Below are 17,219 nucleotides of genomic sequence, written 5' to 3' on the forward strand. Positions count from 1 at the left end.
AGAGTTGTCGCCCGGCAAGTGTCACATCGCCGTCTCGTTGCCAGAAGCGGGCTCGGTCGACGCAACGCGGATGAGGAGAGAACCAGGTGCCGGAGCACGAAGCGGACGGACAGCTCGCCACGCCCACCGAAGAGGTCAGGGACTTCCTGCACCGCCGGTGTGAGCAGATCGCCCAGCGGTGGGCGGACGAGCCCTTGTTCCGCACCGTGTTCACCGTCTCGCGCGACGAGGCGGTGGAAGCGGGCAAGGTCATCGTGGACGCACTGGCCCAAGTGGCCGACTCGGGCCAGGTGGAGGACCCGGACGCCGCCGGATTCAGCGCCGTGCGCGAGCAGCTGGGCCGGATGGGAGCGGCCCGCTCCCGCGCCGGGCTGTCCAACACCCAGATCTCCAGCGAGCTGGCGGCCCTGCGGCCGCCCGTGGAGAACCTGCTGGCCGCCGATCTGGAGCAGGCGCCACCCGAGCACCTGCGGGCCTGTTCGACCGCGCTGACGGTGCTGACGGGCACCCTGCGACTGGTGGCCATGCAGACCGCGCTGAGCGAATGGCAGGCGCTCAGCGACCGGCAGCGGATGCAGCTGATGGAGGTGGCCACGCCCGTCATCCGGCTGTGGGACGGCATCGTGGCCGTGCCGCTCATCGGAACGCTCGACAGCGCCCGCAGTCAGATCGTGATGGAGACGCTGCTGAACGCCGTCGTCGAACAGCACGCGCGGTTCGCGATCCTCGACATCACCGGTGTGCCGACGGTCGACTCACTGGTGGCACAGCACCTGATGAAGACGGTCGCCGCGGCGCGCCTCATGGGCGCCGAGTGCATCGTCTCGGGCATCCGCCCCGCCATCGCGCAGACCATCGTGCATCTCGGCCTGGACCTGGACGTGATCACCCGTGCGAGCCTTTCCGACGCACTGGGGTACGCGCTGCACCAGCTCGGCGCCGACATCGTGAACCCGGGTGCGGGTCAGCGGTGAACGACGCCCACCCCCGTGCCGTGACCGGCCATGTGCCGGTCCTCCGGCTCGGCGACGTCCTGCTGGTCACGCTCCAGGGGGACCTGCACGACAGCACGGCGCAGCAGCTCCAGCAGGACCTCTCGGAGACCATCTCCCGCACCGGGGTGCGCGGGGTCCTCATCGACATCTCCGGTGTGGAGATCGTCGACTCCTTCCTCGGCCGGGTGCTGGCCGAGATCGCCGCGCAGTCCAAGCTGCTGGCCGCGCGCACCGTGGTGGCCGGCATGCGCCCGGCTGTCGCCATCACCCTGGTCGAACTGGGACTGACGCTGCCGGGGCTGAGCACCGCGCTCAGTACCGAGGCGGGCCTGGAGCTCCTCGCGCAACAGGCCCCGGTGACCCGTCCCGGCAGCCCGCGTCAGGAGAGTCCGTGATGCACACCGCCGCGGGCGTCGAGGCCTGCTTGCCCATCCGGTCGGACATGGACCTGGTGTGGGTGCGACAGCACGTACGGCAGGCCGCTGCCCGGCTCGGCTTCGGCCTGGTGGACCAGACCAAGCTCGTCACCGCGGCCAGCGAGCTGGCCCGCAACACCCTGGTGCACGGTGGTGGCGGGCGGATGGAGGCGACCCAGGTCGGCAGGGCGGGTACGCAGGGGCTGCGGCTGGCCTTCACCGACGAGGGCCCGGGCATCGCCGACCTCGACCTGGCACTGAGCGACGGCTACACCTCCGGCGGCGGTCTGGGGATGGGGCTGAGCGGCGCACGGCGGCTGGTGCACGACTTCGACATCGACACCACGCCGGGCTCGGGCACCACGGTGCGGGTGACCTGCTGGGTGGGCCGGCCGCCGCGCCCGCGCGAGGAGGTCTGATGCCGCGCGTGTGGGATGTGCCGGTGCGTGACTCGACCCGGGTGCGCGACGCGCGGGTCGCGGCCGAGGCCGCCGCCGCGCTGGCCGGACTGGACGAGCGGCGCACCGCGGCGGCCGCGCTGGTCGCGACCGAGCTCGCCACGAATCTGCTGAAGCACGCCGAAGGTGGCCAGGTACTCATCGACGTCGTGGCTCCGCCGGTGCTGCGGGAGAACCGGGAGGGGTCCCGGGCGGTGCAGATCGCCGCGATCGACCACGGCCCAGGCATCGCGGACGTGCCCGCGGCGCTGCGCGACGGCTTCTCCACGGGCCGCTCGCTCGGCGCGGGCCTCGGCACGTGTCTGCGCCTCTCCGACGATTTCGCCCTGCACAGCGTCCCCGGCCGCGGCACGGTCGCGGTGGCCCGCGTAAGCATGGCGTCCCGCGGTTCACAGTCGTCGGCGCGCCCCGAGGGCGGCGTCTTTGTCGGCGGGCAGTGGCCCGGCGGCGAGCCGCCGTCCGGCGCGGTGGCCTGCGGCGGGCTGACGGGCCACCCGGCGGTGTCCGGCGGAGCGCCGGGCTCCGCCGGGCGGGCCGGAGCGGCAACCGACGGCCCCGCGCATACGACCGGCCGCGCGCAGGACGCGGGGCGGGGACTGCCCGAAGCACCCGCCCTGGCGGACACCGGCATCCGGGAGACCGACCCGGCCTCCCGGACCGCACCGGCCCCCGGCACCCCGGCGACCGCCCCGGCTTCCCGGAACGCGCCGGGGGACGAACCGGCCGATGCCGTCGCGTCCCGCGACGCGGCCGGTCCCCTCTCGCGACCGGCCGGCGCCCTGCCGACCCCCGCGGCCGCCCCGCAGCACCGTTCCGTGCCGGTCTCCGGGGTACGGGCCGGCGGGGTGAACATCCCGTACGACGGAGCCGAGTACTCCGGGGACGCCTGGGGGTGGGTCCGGGCCGGTGACCGGGTGACGTTGATGCTGGCGGACGGGCTGGGGCACGGGCCGGAGGCCGCGCGGGCCTCGTCCGGCGCGGTCGCGGCGCTGCACCGCTGGTCACACCTCTCCCCCGCCGAGTCGCTGGGGCGCCTGCACGACGCGCTGAAGGGCACGCGGGGCGCGGCGGTCGCCCTGGCCCAGCTCGACCTGTCGGCCGGGCGGCTGCGCTTCGCCGGCATCGGCAACGTGGGGGCACGGCTGCATTCCGGCGGCATCTGGCGCGCCCTGCTGTCGCGCCCCGGCATCGTCGGGGTACACCGGCCCGCCACCCTCCGCGAGGAGGAGGCCGACTGGACGGACGAATCGCTGCTCATCCTGCACACCGACGGCCTGCCCAGCCGCTGGACGCCGCCGTCCGGCCCCGGGCTGGCCGCGGCCGACCCGGCTGTGACGGCCGCCGTGACGATACGTGACGCCAGCAGTCCCGCCCGGCCGGTGCGGGACGACACCGCCGTGGCCGTGCTGACCTCGACCCCGCCGGAACGCCCATGATGCGCACTTGGCAGATCACCACCGTCACCGACGCGGCCCGCGCCCGCATCTCGCTCGCGCGCCTGTCCGCCGCGTACGGTGTGCCCACCGTCGAACGGACCCGGCTGGCCGCCGCCCTCAGCGCCCACCTGCGCCAGTGCCTCACCAAGGGCGGTACCTGGCGGCTCACCATGGACCTGGCGGGCTCTCCCGCCGAGGAGGGGCTGCTGCACGTCGTGGTGACCCCGTCGCCGGAGGCCTGCGCCGCCGGGGAGCCGCTCTGGGAGGTCACCGTCCCCTGCCCCGAGGCGGCCGAGGCCACCGAGGACGGCACCGTCGCCGACGATCCCGCCGCCCTGTCGGAGGCGCTGCTCGGCGCCGACGAGGACACGGCCGTGGTGCTGGACAAGCTCACCGAGCAGGAGGATCTGGTCCTCTTCCACCGCGAGGAGCTGCACCAGACCAACCAGGGCGTCCTGGCACTGCACGCCGAGCTGGACGCGGCCGGACGGGCCCAGCGCGAGGCCTTCGCCGCCGAGCGCAGCGCCCGCAACGAGGCGGAGAGCGCCCGGCGCCGGCTGACGTTCCTCGCGGACGCGAGCGCCGTGCTGACGGCGTCGCTGAACCACGAGGAGATCGTGCGCCGACTGCCGGACCTGCTGGTGCCGGAGTACGCGCGCAGCGTCGACGTCTGGTTGTTCGACCACGAGGAGGAGGAGCACCGGCCGGTGCATCCGGCGGCAGCCGTGGTCGCTGCCCGTACCGGGCGGCCCCAGTACGCCGCCGACCATCCGGGCAACCTGCCCGGTGTCGAGGACCAGCCGCCGTCGGCCCTGGACCCGGGACGGCCGCTGCTGTGTGTGCCGCTGCCGACGCGGCGGGCTCCGCTGGGGGTCCTGACGCTGTCACCGCCCGGGGAGCGCTGGGACCCGGACGACGCGGTGATGCTGATCGAGCTCACCCGGCGGGCCAGCATCGCGATCGACAACGCGCGGCGCTTCGAGCACAACCGGGACATCGCCGAGACGCTCCAGCGCGCCCTGCTGACGGATCTGCCGACCACGCCGGGCCTCAGCCTGGCCGCGCGGTACCTTCCGGCGACGCACGGGCTGAACATCGGCGGCGACTGGTACGACGCGTTCCCCCAGCGGGACGGCGGCCTCATCACCGTCATCGGCGACGTGACCGGCCACGGACTGCACGCGGCGGTCATGATGAGCCAGCTGCGCACCGCACTGCGGGCGTACGCCGTCGACGGCGACAGCCCGGGCCGGCTGCTGACCCGGCTGCACCGGTTCCTGCACCATCTCCAGCCGGACCTGTACGCCACAGCCGTGATCGCCCGGTTCCACCCGGACGAGCCCACGCTGACCTGGGCCGCCGCGGGGCATCCGCCGCCGGTGCTGCGCCTGCCCGACGGCACCGTGCGCACCCTCGACGCCAAGCCCGGCGCGATGCTCGGCATCCCGCTCACCCAGGAGATCGCCGACCACACGGAGCAGCTGACGCCCGGTTCCACCCTCGCGCTGTACACGGACGGGCTGGTGGAGCGGCGTGCGCAGGGAATAGACCCGGGCATCGAGCGGCTGGCCACGGCGCTCGGCGGGTTCCGTTCGGCGGAACTGGACGCGGACCTGGAGGGATCGGCGGACCGGCTTCTGCATCCGCTGCTCAGCGATTCGGAGCGGGACGACGACGTGTGTCTGTTGCTGTGTCATTTCCAAGGCGGCGACGGCTCCTGACGGCGGGTCCGGCCGGACCGGTGTGCACGCGTTCTTCACTCCCGCCTGGTGCTTTTCGGCCACGGTGCGGGCATGGTGGTGATCGACGCGTTCGTCTGCCTGCCGCGTCCGAGTGGCGCACCGGCGGGACACACGGTGGGATCGAAAGGGTGCGAACCGGCGATCCAGGGGCAGTCGGAAGGCGTTCGAGGCAGACCGCCTGGAGCCGCAGAAAGGGATGAACACCGTGACACGACCCAGGATCCTGGTGGTTGGCGCAGGCTTCGCCGGAGTGGAGTGCGTCCGCCGTCTGGAACGGAAACTCTCCCCGGACGAGGCCGACGTCACACTGGTGACGCCGTTCGCCTACCAGCTCTACCTGCCGCTGCTCCCCCAGGTCGCCTCCGGCGTGCTGACGCCGCAGTCGATCGCCGTCTCCCTGCGTCGCAGCAAGAAGTACCGCACGCGGATCATTCCGGGCGGCGCCATCGGCGTGGACCTGAAGTCCAAGGTCTGCGTCATCCGCACCATCACCGACGAGATCGTCAACGAGCCGTACGACTACATCGTGCTGGCGCCCGGCAGCATCACCCGGACCTTCGACATCCCGGGGCTGACGGACCACGCGTTCGGGATGAAGACGCTGGCCGAGGCGGCGTACATCCGTGACCACGTCATCTCGCAGCTGGACCTGGCCGACGCGAGCCAGGACCCCGCGGAGCGGGCCTCGCGGCTGCAGTTCGTGGTGGTCGGCGGCGGTTACGCGGGCACCGAGACGGCGGCGTGCCTGCAACGGCTCACGCATGCCGCGGTCAAGCGTTATCCGCGGCTGGACCCGGGCCTGATCAAGTGGCATCTGATCGACATCGCGCCGAAGCTGATGCCGGAGCTGGGCGACAAGCTCGGCAGCAGCGCGCAGGAGATCCTGCGCCGCAGGGGCATCGACATCTCCCTGGGCACCTCCATCGCCAAGGCGGGCCCCGAGGAGGTCACCTTCACCGACGGGCGGGTGGTCCCGACCCGCACGCTCATCTGGACCGCCGGGGTCGTCGCCAGCCCGCTCATCGCCACGCTGGGCGCGGAGACCGTCAAGGGGCGGCTGGCGGTCGCCTCCGAGATGAACCTGCCGGGCGACGACGGGGTGTTCGCGCTCGGCGACTCGGCCGCCGTGCCCGACCTGGCCAAGGGCGACGGCGCCATGTGCCCGCCCACCGCGCAGCACGCCCTGCGGCAGGGCAGGCACGTCGCCGACAACGTCATCGCGTCACTGCGCGGCCAGGCGATGAAGCCGTACGTCCACAAGGACCTCGGGCTCGTCGTCGACCTCGGTGGCACCGACGCGGTGTCCAAGCCGCTGGGGATCGAACTGCGCGGGCTGCCCGCCCAGGCCGTGGCCCGCGGCTACCACTGGTCTGCGCTGCGCACCAACGTGGCCAAGACGCGGGTGATGACGAACTGGCTGCTCAACGCGATCGCCGGTGACGACTTCGTACGGACCGGGTTCCAGGCCCGCAAGGCCGCGCGGCTGAAGGACTTCGAGTACACCGACGCCTATCTGACGCCGGAGCAGGTGCGGGAGCGGGTCGAGGGGGCGAGCCGGCCGGAGTAGCACCGGGCCGGGCGGGAGCTTCCGCTCGTGGCATGTCATGCTGAGATACGGATCTTGGTGTGAGTCGGGAGAGAGTGCGGCGGCGTGAGGGCAGCGGGACGCGCGGTGCGGGCACGACTGCGGGACCGGATCGCGGCGTCCGACCCCGGTCTGCTGCGGTTGACGGCCGGATTGCGGACGGTCGGCGCGATCGCACTGACGCTGGCCGTGCTCTCCCTGCTCGGCGCCGACGTGCACATTCTGGTGGCGGGGGCCATAGCGGCGATGGTCGCCACCTTCGCCATCCGGGAGAAGCAGCTCGGGGCTCAGGCCGTGACCCTGGCTCTGGGGCTTCCGGTGGCCCTGGCCTCGGTGTCCCTGAGCGCGGTGCTCAACACGCGGGTCGTGGTCGGTGACGCCTTCTTCGTCGTCCTGATCTTCTGCGCGGTCTACGGCCGCCGCTTCGGCGACCGGGGCACCGCGCTCGGGTTGATCGGTTTCCAGGTCTACTTCCTGTCGCTGTTCGTCGGCGCCACCGTCGACACGCTGCCCGAGCTGTGCGGTGCCATGGCCGTGGCGTTCTGCTCCAGTGCCCTGATGCGCTTCGCGGTCGTGCCCGCGACTCCCACGGGCGTGCTGCTGCGGCTGCGCCTGGCCTTCCGTGCCCGGCTGGCCCAGCTGGTGTCCGCTCAGCTCGAACTCCTCGACGCCCCCGCGGAGGAGATGGACAAGGCGCTGAAGGCCCTGCGCGACGGCACCGCGCGGCTGCACGAGACGGCCATGATGATCCAGGGACAGCTGGAGGAGGGCACCCCGGACGAGTCGGCGGCACGGCTCGTGCAGCGCAGGATCGCCGACGCCGAGATCGCCGCCGAGCGGCTCGGCCTGTTGCTGCTGACCGCCCGCACCGCCGAACGGGCCGACACACTGACCCTGCACCTGCCGGGCGCGCCCGCACCGACGATCGCCGGTCCGGACATGCCGGACGAGGCCGGCGCCACGCTCCGCCGCGATCTGCTGGCGCTGCACACCCTGGTACTGCGGGCGGGAAGCGGCGACACGGGCACCGGGCTGGCCCATGTACGCAACCGGCTCCTCGGCTACCGGGACGAGGAGAACCTGCCGCCCGCGTCGGCAGCCCTCCAGGACGTCTTCCGCGGCATCGGCGAGTCGGCCCGCTCCGTGCTCGGGCTGCGGATCGCGCTGGACGGTCCCCAGGACGAGTCGGACGACTCCCCGGCGACGGCCCGTTCCCGCGAGGAACTGGACGCCGAGGACGCCGCGATCGACGGCGGTGGCGAAGAGGACGAGCAGGAAGAGCAGACCGGACTGCGGCGGCCCACCACCCGTGCGGCCGTGCAGGTCGCCGTCGGCTCGTCGCTGGCCATCGTGGGCGGCGAGCTGCTGTCCACGCAGCGCTGGTACTGGGCGGTGCTGACGTGCTGGATCGTCTTCATCAACACGTCATCGACGGGCGAGATCCTGGTCAAGGGGTACCGGCGGCTGCTGGGGACGGTGTTCGGCGTCGTGGCCGGCATCGGGCTCGCGGGTCTGGTCGGCAACCACACCTGGACGGCTTTCGCCCTGGTCCTGGTGCTGATCTTCGCGATGTTCTACTCGGCGCCGCTGTCGTACACGCTGATGTCGTTCTTCGTCACCGCGATGCTGGGGCTGCTGTACACGCTGCTGCACACCTACAGCCTCGATGTGCTCGTGCTGCGGATCGAGGAGACGGCGCTCGGCGCGGCCTGCGGGGTGGTGGCGGCGGCGCTGGTGCTGCCGGTGCAGACGGATCGCCGTACGAACGAGCTGCTCGGCACCGTGCTGGAGCGGCTGGCCGAGGTCACCGAGGCCGCGGTCGGCCAGCTCAGCGGCGGGCCGGCGGACGAGCTGCTGGACAAGGCGCGCGACCTGGACCAGGCGCTGGCCGATCTGCGGGCCGCGACCCAGCCGCTGACCCACCCGGTCACGCCGCTGCGGACCCGGCGCAACACGGCCCGGTACGTGGTGGCGCTGCTGGAGACGTGCGCGTACCACGCGCGGACGCTGGCGGCGACCGCCGAGCTGCTGCCCACGCATCCCTCGATCGCGGCGGACCCGCGACTGCGCGGGGCCGCCGGGCGCACGGTGCGCAACATCGAGACCATCGCGGTCCGGGTCGCCGACGAGCACGCGGGCGCGCAGGTCGAGACCGGGCCGAGCATCGCCTCCCTGCTGGGATCCGACGCGGGCACACCGCGCTACGGCCGCATCACCGACCGCGTGCTGCGGCATCTGGAGCGGCTGGACGAGGCCGTGGTGGGTCTCGCCCGGCCGCTGGGTGTGCCGGTGGCGGCGCCCAAGGGGTGAGAGCCGCCCCCGGAGTGCGGGCCACCGCCGGTCAGAAGTCCGTGGGCAGCCCGCTCACCTCGGCGATGCCTCGCAGCTCCTCGGTCTGCTTGTGCCGGTCCCGGATGTAGTCGGCTATCTCGCCGAGGCGGACCGGGTCGGACGCGGTGGTGGCGTCCGTGACGATCCTGACCGGGCCGGTGTCGTCGACGTCGAGTTCGACCACTTCGTTGTCCAGGCGGCCGGTGACGGCGGTGGCGATGACGAGGGCCACCTCGTCACGGACCTCCTGGGGCAGTTCGTCGTTGGCGCCGGAGTCGAGCGCGAAGTCGAGGCTGGACAGGCGTTCCTCGTCGATCGCCTCGAGGACCGGTTCCACCGCGCGCATCAGAAGGCGGTAGTCCTCCGTGTCCATCCGGATGCGCAGGAGGTCCAGGTACGCGTCCACGGGCCGGCCGTCGCCATGCGGAATCTCGGAATCGCTCATTGGCATCGTGTTCCCCGCAGAACGCGACTCAGACGCGTCGCCACCGGGCCATGGCGAAAGAGAACACTCCGAAGAGCACCAGCCCGGCCGCGACGCAGACCAGAAGCCAGGGGCCGAGTGGAGTGTCGGCGAAGGTGCGCAGGGTGTCGTCCAGGCCCTTGGCCTTGTCGGCTTCGTAGGCGATGGCGGCCCGTACGGCGAAGACCCCGGCCACCGCGAAGACCAGCCCTCGGGCGGCGCCGCCGACCACGCCGGTGACGTCCACCAGCTGCCGCGTCCGGTGGCTCATCTGCCCCAGCCGGAGCTTGTCGTGGAACTTGCGCAGCACCGCGCGTACGGCGATCCAGCCGCCGGCCACGACGATCCCGATGCCGACGGCGCCGACCAGCCACTGGCCGGCGGGTATCTCCAGGACCCTGGCCGTGGCGTCACGGGACTGCTGGTCGCTGGATCCGCCACTCTGGTGGCGGCTGAGGGCGAACGACAGCACCGAATAGGCGACGAAGACGTAGAACGCGAAGCGGACCGTCGCCATCAGCCGTTTGCGTGCGCTGCGGCCGTCCTTGCCGACCGAGCCGAAGAGCGCTTCGGACAGCCTCCACAGGGCCATGCCGACGAGCCCGATGCCCAGTGCCCACAGCAGCACCGCTCCGAAGGGCTTCTGCGCCAGTTCCTGCAGGGCTCCCCCGCGGTCGGCCTGGCGGCCGGTGTCGCCGAAGGCGATCTGCAGGGCCAGCGCTCCGACGAGCAGATAGATCACGCCCCGGGCGGCGAAGCCCGCCCGTGCCGCCCCCTCGGTCACCGAACCCCGCGCCATCCGCCGGGCCCGGAATCGACCGCTCTGTGCCATCGCACTCGTGTTCATGTCGACCTCCCGGGAGTGCGGATGCCCCGGGTCGGCGTTCACACACCCTCCACAGCCCTCGGACCAGGGGATTCCGCTTCCAGCCGGCGTGTGGGCGGCGCCGCGGCGCCGCCTCCGTGGCCGGTCAGGACCGCCGGAACCGCGATCCGCGGCCGGCGCTGCCGAGGGCGTGCAGATGTTCCAGCGCGTCCAGGACCACGGTGTCGTCGTGCCAGGCGAGCCAGCGGCCCGCCTGGCCGCCGATGGTGTCGAGGACCTTCGTCTGGGTCGTCGTCAGTCCGTCGAGGGGCCGGTCCAGGTGGGCCGACACCATGCCGACGCACAGTCCGGACGCGGTCGTCAGGGGGACGCTGTGGCATGCCCTGCTGCCCGCCGCGAGGATGGCCTGCCGGGCCGGTTCGGTGAACACCGGAGCACTCTCCACGTCGTGCACGGTGACCTGGGCGAGGTCCCGGGCCGCCTGGGCGCAGGACGTGCCGTCCTCGCCGACGTGGGCGAAGAAGTCGACGAAGTCGTCCGTGAGGCCGGTGTGCTGCTCGATGCGCAGCCCTCCCCGGGCCGGGTCGGCGAGCTGCACATTGCCCATGTCGGTACCGACCACCGCCAGGGTGGAACGCAGCACGGCCTTCAGGACGGCACCGCGGCTGCCGGACCCGGAGCGGTGCGCCCGGGTGAAGGTCAGGTCGGGTTCCGGCCCGCGGACGCGTTCCGGGAACCACAGCCTCCCCGTCCCGTCCGGGCGCGGCGCGGTCACCAGCACACCGGCCAGCGTGCGCAGCTTGACGTTGTAGCGCTGTGACGCCCGCTGCATCAGCGCGAAGGCGCTCTCCCCGTCGGGCAGCGCATAGCGCTCCTGCACGATGCCCTGCGCCTGCGAGATCAGCGGGCGGACCCGAGCCCGGGCCCGCAGGTCACGCAGCTCGGCACGCAGGCGCTCCAGCTCGCCCTCGTCGGCCACTGGCCGGCGGGTTGTGGACATGGGACTCCCGGAATCTCGATGGCTGTGACGTGAAACGGGCCCGGCCGCGACTTGCGCCGCCGGCCGGGCTCGTTCCGATTCGCCTTCCCCGTCGTGTCAGCGGCACACGCTCATCAGGCGGGCTCCGGGGTGGGAATGCGCTGTCCGCCCGCCGGCGCAGCGGGCTCGGGGACCGGCGCGGGTGCGGCGGCGAGCCACTGGCGGGCAGCGTCCAGGGCGCGCTGGACATCGCGGGTGCCGGTCGACACGCACAGCGTGTACGCCAGGTCACGCGCCCTGGCATCCAGCTCCCCCGGTCCGCGGGCGCCCTCGGCGCCCGTCAGGGCCTCGTACTCGTCGACGAGTCGGCGCAGCACGGCGGGGTGGGGCCTCAGCATGGTCGTTCGCTCCTCGTGGGGTCGGATGGTCAGGCCGTCGTGGAGGGGCCGCTGCCCCGGTTGCCCGTCCGCTGCCCCAGGACCTCGTCGCGCACCCGGGCGCAGCTGCGGCTGATGAGGCGGGAGACGTGCATCTGGGAGATGCCGAGGTGGTCGGCGATGCGGCTCTGGGTCATGTCCTCGAAGAAGCGCATGTAGAGGATGGCCCGTTCGCGCTCCGGCAGGCGGCGCAGTCCTTCCTTGGCGGACTCGCGGTCCACGACGATGTCGTAGGAGGAGTCGGCCGCGCCGAGGGTGTCCGCGAGGCTGTAGCCGTCGTCGTCGGCCGAGAGCTCGGCGTCCAGCGACAGGGTGCTGAAGCTGTCCAGCGCCTCGAGCCCGGCGTTGACCTCTTCCTCGGTCAGGCCGGTGTGGGTGGCGAGGTCCGCCACCGAGGGCTCGGGGCTGCCCGGGTTCTGGGTGAGTTCGCGGCGTGCCACCCGCACCTTGTTGCGCAGTTCCTGCACACGGCGGGGGACCCGCAGGGCCCACATGCGGTCCCGGAAGTGCCGCTTGACCTCACCGGTGATGGTGGGGACGGCGTAACTCTCGAAGGCACCCCGGCTCGGGTCGAACCGGTCGATGGCCTTGACCAGGCCCAGCGCGGCGACCTGACGGAGATCCTCGATCGACTCCCCGCGGTCGCGGAAGCGGCCGGCGATCCGGTGAGCCATGGGCAGCCACAGCGTGACCAGTTCGTCGCGGACGGCCTCCCGATCGGGGCCCTCTTCCAGTTCGGCCATTCGGGCGAAGAGGGCGGCTGTGTCGGGGGCGTCGTCGTGACGCCGCCGTGAGGCGGTGGTCGTCGTTTCGGGCGTGCCGGGACGATGGGTGGGCGTTTCGATGAGCATGCGGATTCGCTCCTGAACGGTGGTTTCAGGGACTGACCGCGGGAAGGTTGCTGCCCGGATGCGCCTGGAGGCCTCCGGGGCAGTAGGTACCGCTCCCGCTGGCGCGCCTCCGGTCCGAAGCACGAAATTGCGTCTGCCCTGGCCCCGGGGGAACAAACTCCGCTTTGCAGTGCAATTTGTCGGGCACCGCTCGCGGGTGGTCAGGACAGGGGCACGACGGCAGTGATGCACTTGCCCCCGGCAGGCAGATCCGACACCCGCACGTCGCGGGAGAGCCGGCAGACGATGGGCCAGCCGTGGCCGCCGTGCCGCAGCCGTCCGTGAGGATCGGTGCGGGGCATGGTCACGGGCAGTGCGTCACTGCGGTCGCTCACCGAGAGGCGTACACCGGGGCCGTCGACGTCCACCTGGAAGTCGGTCACACCGCCACCGTGCAGAATCGCGTTGGTCGTCAGTTCCGAGACGACGAGCAGAGCGTCGGACAGGGCGTCCGTGTCGCACGGGGTATGGGTGGCCCGGCAGCGTTCGGCCACGGCTCGCTCCACCGCTCGGCGCGCCTCGGCGGGTTTGCTGGGCCGGGTGCGGTGGGCTCCGGGCGGCCCGAGTACGGATTCGATCATGTGCTCGTCGCACATTCTGCAGCTCCTGACAGCGCGAACGGATACCGGGTCCGTACCGCGTACCGGGGCCGCCCGCACGGGTCTGCCCGGGGTCCACGGACCCACTGATTGCTCCACCTGACACGGCGTTCGGGACGCGCACCGCGCGAGCGCCGCGGTCATACTCTTCGGCTCACCTTTCCCCGCACCTGCAAACCTCGGGCGCGGCCGGAAGACCCGAGAACACCTCGAACGGTCGTGGACCGGTGCCATCTCCGGCCGCTGGGCGGGTACGCGGGGTGCATGACCGATGTGGTGGATTCGGACGAGCTGCTGCGGCGTATCCGGCGTGCGAGGGACTGCGCGGCGCAGGAGGAGCGGACGTGGCGGGCCAGGAGCGAGGAGCTGGACGCGACCGACCCGCAGGGGGCCCGGGACGCGACCGTGCGGCAGATGTCCTACGAGGCGGTGCTGCGGGTGCTGGACGAGATCGTGACTCCGGGCAAGCACGTGCCGGAGGAGTGACCGGGCGGAGGCCGGTGCCGGTGCGGGTGGGGCCGGATTGCGAGGGCACACGCCGGGAACCCGGCGCGCATGACTGCCGACCACACGCGAGCACCGGTTCTGGAAGCCCTGGACGAGTACCGACGCAAGGGACATCTGTCGTTCACTCCCCCCGGGCACAAGCAGGCCCGCGGCGCCGATCCGGCGGTCCGGGAGATCCTCGGTGACGCGGTGTTCCACGGGGACGTGCTGGCCTCGGGCGGTCTGGACGACCGGCTCACCCGGGGCCGGGTGCTGCAACGGGCCCAGGAGCTGATGGCCGACGCGGTGCACGCCGAGCACACGTTCTTCAGCACGTGCGGGAGTTCCCTGTCGGTGAAGGCCGCGATGCTGTCGGTCGCCGGGCCGCACGAGAAGCTGCTGGTCGGGCGTGACGCCCACAAGTCGGTGGTGGCCGGGCTGATCATCTCCGGTATCGAGCCGGTCTGGGTCGAGCCCCGGTGGGACGCCGAGCGGAAGCTCGCCCATCCCCCGTCCGCCGAGGAGTTCGACCAGGCCTTCGAGGCGCATCCGGACGCGCGCGGCGCGCTGGTCACGAGCCCCACGCCGTACGGCGGCTGCGCGGACCTGCGGGCGATCGCCGATGTCTGTCACCGGCGCTCGCGGCCGCTGATCGTCGACGAGGCGTGGGGCGCGCATCTGCCGTTCCACCCGGATCTTCCGTCCTGGGCGATGGACGCGGGCGCGGACATCTGCGTGACCAGCATCCACAAGATGGGCAGCGGTCTGGAGCAGGGCTCCGTCTTCCATCTGCAGGGCGACCTGGTGCCGCCGGAGCTGCTGGGGATGCGCGCGGACCTGCTGGGCACCACCAGCCCCTCGGTGCTGATCTTCGCGGGTCTGGACGGCTGGCGGCGGCAGATGGCGCTGCACGGCCAGGAGCTGATGGGCGGTGCGCTGGACCTCGCGGCCGGGGTCCGGGCCGCCATCGAGGAGATCGACGGACTGCACGTCAACGACCGGGACGACTTCTGCGGCTCCGGCCTGTCCGACGACTTCGACCCGCTGCCCGGCGTCATCGACCTCACCGGGCTCGGCATCACGGGCTTCCAGGCGGCGGACTGGCTGCGCGAGCACCGGCACATCGACGCGCATCTGGTGGACCACCGCCGCATCGGCGCGCAGATCACCCATGGCGACGACCGGGAGACCACCGGGCAGTTGCTGGAGGCGCTGCGGGACCTCGCGCATGCCGCGCCGGAGCTGCCCAGGGCACCACGGGTGGAGGTGCCGTCTCCGGCGGAGCTGCGGATGGAGCAGGCGGTGCTGCCCCGGGACGCCTTCTTCGGCCCGGCCGAGTCCATGCCGGTCGGTGAGGCGGCCGGGCGGATCGCGGCCGAGATGATCACGCCGTATCCCCCGGGCATCCCCGCGGTCCTCCCGGGCGAGCGGCTGACGGAGCCGGTGCTGGCGTACCTGCGGACGGGGCTGGACGCGGGCATGCACCTGCCCGACCCGGAGGACCCGGAGCTGGAGACGGTGCGGGTCCTCGCGGAGTGACCCGGGAAGTGAAACGGGTCACGCAACCGGGTCCTGGAGGCGCACACACCCCCTAGATGGTTTACGGTTCACTCATACGTGGTGACGGAGTCGACCCCTCGTCCTCCTCACCGCTGTACGGCCCTGGCTGGTCTCCCCCGTCCAGCCAGGGCTTTTTCACGCCCGGACGGTCCGTCGCAAGAAGTCTCGTACGCCGAGGTGCCCAAGGCCCCGGCAGCGGCTGAAATGGGATTGGGGACAGCACCGCAGTCGACCGCCCGGCGAGGAGCTCCGCATGACCAAAGCGATCAAACTCCTGACCGCCCTGCCTCCGCCCCAGCGGCAGCGCCTGATGACGCTCGCCCGGGAGGTGTCCTTCCCCGAGGACGCCCGGATCTTCGAGGCGGACGGCCCGGCCGACCGCTTCTGGGTCATCCGCTCCGGCGCCGTCTCCCTGGACCAGCAGGTGAACTCCCTGCAGCGGGTGACCGTGGCCAGCCTCGGCGCGGGCGACCTGCTCGGCTGGTCGTGGCTCTTCCCGCCGTACACCTGGGACTTCGGCGCGGTGGCCTTCAGCCCGGTGCGGGCCTACGAGTTCGACGCGGGGGCCGTACTGAAGCTGTGCGAGGAGGACTCGGAGCTCGGGGTGATGCTGGTGCGCAACGTCGCCGAGGTGCTCGCGCACCGGCTGGAGATGACCCGGGGCAAGCTGATGGAGCAGTACACGCTGCACCGGCGCGGAGTCCTCTGAGACGTCAGACGCGGTAGCGCCGCAGCGCCGGTACGGCGGCGGCCAGCACCAGCATCACCGCGACGACCAGCAGCCCGCCGCCCGCGACGGCGGCGCGGGGGCCGAAGGCGGATCCCGCGGTGCCGTGCAGCACGTCGGCGAGACGCGGGCCGCCCGCCACGACGACGGTGAACACCCCCTGCATCCGCCCGCGCATCTCGTCGGTGGCGGCGGACAGCAGGATCGCCCCGCGGAAGACCATGGAGACCATGTCGGCCACCCCGGCGAGGGCGAGGAACGCCACCGCGACCCAGGGGCTGCGGCTCAGCCCGAAGCCCGTGATGGCCACACCCCAGGCGACCACCGCCCCGATGACCATCCAGCCGTGCCGCCGGGCGCGGGAGAAGGTCCCGGAGAACAGCCCGCCCAGCACGGCGCCGACGGGGATCGCCGCGAACAGCAGGCCCAGCGCGAGCCCTTCGCCGTACGGGGCGTAGGTCTGGGAGGCGAGCTGCGGGAACAGGGCACGGGGCATGCCGAGGACCATGGCGATGATGTCGGCGAGGAACGACAGCAGCAGCACGGTGTGCCCGGAGATGTAGCGGAAGCCGGCGGCGATCTCCTTCACGCCCGCGCGCCGCACCGCCGTACCGGCCAGGGGCGGCAGCGCGGGCAGCCGGTGGACCGCCCACACCGTCACGCACAGGGCCAGGGCGTCGATCAGGTACAGCTCGGGCAGCCCGATGACGGGGATGAGGGCGCCGGCGAGCAGGGGGCCCGCCACCTGCCCGGTCTGCATCACGGTCGAGCCGAGGGCGCCCGCGGCAGGCAGTTCGTCCTCGGGGACCAGCCGGGCGATGGAGGCGTTGCGGGCCGGTGCGTTGAGGCCCCAGAAGGCCTGCTGCACGGCGAGCAGCAGCATGAGCGCGCCCACCGACTCCAGGCCCACGAAGGCCTGGAGCCAGAACAGCACCGAGGTGACGGCGATGCCGCTGTTGGTGATCAGCAGCAGCTTGCGCCGGTCCATGGTGTCGGCGATCGCCCCACCCCACAGCGCGAACACGATCAGGGGCACGAGCCCGGCCAGGCTCGCGGCGCCGACCCACGCCGAGGAGCCGGTGATGTCGTAGATCTGCTTGGGGACGGCGACGGCGGTGAGCTGGCTGCCGACGGCCGTGACGATGGTCGAGCCCCACAGCCGCCGGTAGGCGGGGCGGCGCAGGGGCCGGGTGTCCATGGCCCAGCGCCGCCGGGGTGCCCGCGGATCGGGTTCCCGCTCTTCGGTCGTGCTCTCGCTCGTGTCCACGCGCCGCTTCCTCGATGCTCGC

The 17,219-nt window shown here is 72.5% G+C and carries 17 protein-coding genes and 1 pseudogene; 11 read left to right on the plus strand and 7 right to left on the minus strand.

Annotated elements, in window-relative coordinates:
* The first annotated feature begins 86 nt into the window (after nucleotides 1-86).
* The 8 genes and pseudogenes from BJ965_RS01825 (at nucleotide 87) to BJ965_RS01860 (ending at nucleotide 8,942) form a co-directional block, all read left to right on the plus strand.
* The gene (locus BJ965_RS01825) at nucleotides 87-974 is read left to right on the plus strand and encodes an STAS domain-containing protein (RefSeq protein ID WP_184907023.1); all 888 of its coding nucleotides are present in this window, start codon (nucleotides 87-89) and stop codon (nucleotides 972-974) included.
* The gene (locus BJ965_RS01830; RefSeq protein ID WP_184907024.1) at nucleotides 971-1,390 is read left to right on the plus strand and encodes an STAS domain-containing protein; all 420 of its coding nucleotides are present in this window, start codon (nucleotides 971-973) and stop codon (nucleotides 1,388-1,390) included. The genes BJ965_RS01825 and BJ965_RS01830 overlap by 4 nt, the downstream gene beginning before the upstream one ends.
* Complete coding sequence (locus BJ965_RS01835; RefSeq protein ID WP_184907025.1) at nucleotides 1,390-1,830, plus strand: anti-sigma regulatory factor; 441 nt, start codon at nucleotides 1,390-1,392, stop codon at nucleotides 1,828-1,830. Before BJ965_RS01830 ends, BJ965_RS01835 begins: the two co-directional genes overlap by 1 nt.
* Nucleotides 1,830-2,241 (plus strand): annotated as a pseudogene (locus BJ965_RS40580) (anti-sigma regulatory factor); the annotation flags it as partial. The gene BJ965_RS01835 and the pseudogene BJ965_RS40580, both read left to right, overlap by 1 nt.
* A 2-nt stretch (nucleotides 2,242-2,243) precedes the next feature.
* Nucleotides 2,244-3,305 carry a SpoIIE family protein phosphatase gene (locus BJ965_RS40310; RefSeq protein WP_184916663.1) on the plus strand — a complete coding sequence of 354 codons (1,062 nt, stop codon included), beginning with the start codon at nucleotides 2,244-2,246 and terminating at the stop codon, nucleotides 3,303-3,305.
* Nucleotides 3,302-5,026, plus strand: coding sequence for a PP2C family protein-serine/threonine phosphatase (locus tag BJ965_RS01850; RefSeq protein WP_184907026.1), 1,725 nt, complete (start codon nucleotides 3,302-3,304; stop codon nucleotides 5,024-5,026). Before BJ965_RS40310 ends, BJ965_RS01850 begins: the two co-directional genes overlap by 4 nt.
* Nucleotides 5,027-5,243: 217 nt before the next feature.
* Nucleotides 5,244-6,614, plus strand: coding sequence for an NAD(P)/FAD-dependent oxidoreductase (locus BJ965_RS01855; RefSeq protein WP_184907027.1), 1,371 nt, complete (start codon nucleotides 5,244-5,246; stop codon nucleotides 6,612-6,614).
* A gap of 84 nt (nucleotides 6,615-6,698) precedes the next feature.
* The gene (locus BJ965_RS01860; protein ID WP_184907028.1) at nucleotides 6,699-8,942 is read left to right on the plus strand and encodes an FUSC family protein; all 2,244 of its coding nucleotides are present in this window, start codon (nucleotides 6,699-6,701) and stop codon (nucleotides 8,940-8,942) included.
* Between the two features lie 31 nt (nucleotides 8,943-8,973).
* On the opposite strand, the gene BJ965_RS01865 is transcribed toward BJ965_RS01860, so the two are convergent.
* From BJ965_RS01865 to BJ965_RS01890, 6 genes are all read right to left on the minus strand, one after another.
* On the minus strand, nucleotides 8,974-9,408 hold the full coding sequence (locus BJ965_RS01865) for a hypothetical protein (protein ID WP_031113368.1): 435 nt from the start codon (nucleotides 9,406-9,408) through the stop codon (nucleotides 8,974-8,976).
* 28 nt (nucleotides 9,409-9,436) lie between these two features.
* Nucleotides 9,437-10,273: a DUF1206 domain-containing protein gene (locus BJ965_RS01870; protein ID WP_184907029.1), complete on the minus strand. Its 837-nt coding sequence runs from the start codon at nucleotides 10,271-10,273 to the stop codon at nucleotides 9,437-9,439.
* Nucleotides 10,274-10,397: 124 nt separating this feature from the next.
* Nucleotides 10,398-11,252, minus strand: coding sequence for an ANTAR domain-containing protein (locus tag BJ965_RS01875; RefSeq protein WP_184907030.1), 855 nt, complete (start codon nucleotides 11,250-11,252; stop codon nucleotides 10,398-10,400).
* 113 nt (nucleotides 11,253-11,365) lie between these two features.
* Nucleotides 11,366-11,629, minus strand: coding sequence for a DUF5133 domain-containing protein (locus BJ965_RS01880; protein ID WP_184907031.1), 264 nt, complete (start codon nucleotides 11,627-11,629; stop codon nucleotides 11,366-11,368).
* 29 nt (nucleotides 11,630-11,658) lie between these two features.
* Nucleotides 11,659-12,519 carry a SigB/SigF/SigG family RNA polymerase sigma factor gene (locus BJ965_RS01885; RefSeq protein WP_184907032.1) on the minus strand — a complete coding sequence of 287 codons (861 nt, stop codon included), beginning with the start codon at nucleotides 12,517-12,519 and terminating at the stop codon, nucleotides 11,659-11,661.
* A gap of 200 nt (nucleotides 12,520-12,719) precedes the next feature.
* A complete protein-coding gene (locus BJ965_RS01890; RefSeq protein WP_184907033.1) occupies nucleotides 12,720-13,154 on the minus strand; it encodes an ATP-binding protein in 435 nt (144 codons plus the stop codon).
* A gap of 267 nt (nucleotides 13,155-13,421) precedes the next feature.
* Here BJ965_RS01890 and BJ965_RS01895 point away from each other — a divergent pair, with 267 nt between their 5' ends.
* The 3 genes from BJ965_RS01895 (at nucleotide 13,422) to BJ965_RS01905 (ending at nucleotide 15,912) form a co-directional block, all read left to right on the plus strand.
* Entirely contained in the window at nucleotides 13,422-13,643 is a 222-nt protein-coding gene (locus BJ965_RS01895) for a hypothetical protein (RefSeq protein WP_184907034.1), read from the plus strand.
* A 69-nt stretch (nucleotides 13,644-13,712) separates the two neighbouring features.
* On the plus strand, nucleotides 13,713-15,182 hold the full coding sequence (locus BJ965_RS01900) for an aminotransferase class I/II-fold pyridoxal phosphate-dependent enzyme (RefSeq protein WP_184907035.1): 1,470 nt from the start codon (nucleotides 13,713-13,715) through the stop codon (nucleotides 15,180-15,182).
* A gap of 274 nt (nucleotides 15,183-15,456) precedes the next feature.
* Complete coding sequence (locus BJ965_RS01905) at nucleotides 15,457-15,912, plus strand: cyclic nucleotide-binding domain-containing protein (protein WP_142166085.1); 456 nt, start codon at nucleotides 15,457-15,459, stop codon at nucleotides 15,910-15,912.
* Between the two features lie 4 nt (nucleotides 15,913-15,916).
* On the opposite strand, the gene BJ965_RS01910 is transcribed toward BJ965_RS01905, so the two are convergent.
* Nucleotides 15,917-17,197: an MFS transporter gene (locus BJ965_RS01910; RefSeq protein ID WP_184907036.1), complete on the minus strand. Its 1,281-nt coding sequence runs from the start codon at nucleotides 17,195-17,197 to the stop codon at nucleotides 15,917-15,919.
* Nucleotides 17,198-17,219 lie beyond the last annotated feature (22 nt).

The organism is Streptomyces luteogriseus, from assembly GCF_014205055.1.
In the GTDB taxonomy this organism is placed as follows: domain Bacteria; phylum Actinomycetota; class Actinomycetes; order Streptomycetales; family Streptomycetaceae; genus Streptomyces; species Streptomyces luteogriseus.

Excerpts from the sequence above, each read along its gene's own strand:
- BJ965_RS01835 (WP_184907025.1), top strand. The coding sequence starts at position 1,390 with ATGCACACCGCCGCGGGCGTCGAGGCCTGCTTGCCCATCCGGTCGGAC.
- BJ965_RS40310 (WP_184916663.1), top strand. The coding sequence starts at position 2,244 with ATGGCGTCCCGCGGTTCACAGTCGTCGGCGCGCCCCGAGGGCGGCGTC.
- BJ965_RS01850 (WP_184907026.1), top strand. The coding sequence starts at position 3,302 with ATGATGCGCACTTGGCAGATCACCACCGTCACCGACGCGGCCCGCGCC.
- BJ965_RS01855 (WP_184907027.1), top strand. The coding sequence starts at position 5,244 with ATGAACACCGTGACACGACCCAGGATCCTGGTGGTTGGCGCAGGCTTC.
- BJ965_RS01865 (WP_031113368.1), bottom strand. The coding sequence starts at position 9,408 with ATGAGCGATTCCGAGATTCCGCATGGCGACGGCCGGCCCGTGGACGCG.
- BJ965_RS01870 (WP_184907029.1), bottom strand. The coding sequence starts at position 10,273 with ATGAACACGAGTGCGATGGCACAGAGCGGTCGATTCCGGGCCCGGCGG.
- BJ965_RS01875 (WP_184907030.1), bottom strand. The coding sequence starts at position 11,252 with ATGTCCACAACCCGCCGGCCAGTGGCCGACGAGGGCGAGCTGGAGCGC.
- BJ965_RS01880 (WP_184907031.1), bottom strand. The coding sequence starts at position 11,629 with ATGCTGAGGCCCCACCCCGCCGTGCTGCGCCGACTCGTCGACGAGTAC.
- BJ965_RS01885 (WP_184907032.1), bottom strand. The coding sequence starts at position 12,519 with ATGCTCATCGAAACGCCCACCCATCGTCCCGGCACGCCCGAAACGACG.
- BJ965_RS01890 (WP_184907033.1), bottom strand. The coding sequence starts at position 13,154 with ATGTGCGACGAGCACATGATCGAATCCGTACTCGGGCCGCCCGGAGCC.
- BJ965_RS01895 (WP_184907034.1), top strand. The coding sequence starts at position 13,422 with ATGACCGATGTGGTGGATTCGGACGAGCTGCTGCGGCGTATCCGGCGT.
- BJ965_RS01900 (WP_184907035.1), top strand. The coding sequence starts at position 13,713 with ATGACTGCCGACCACACGCGAGCACCGGTTCTGGAAGCCCTGGACGAG.
- BJ965_RS01905 (WP_142166085.1), top strand. The coding sequence starts at position 15,457 with ATGACCAAAGCGATCAAACTCCTGACCGCCCTGCCTCCGCCCCAGCGG.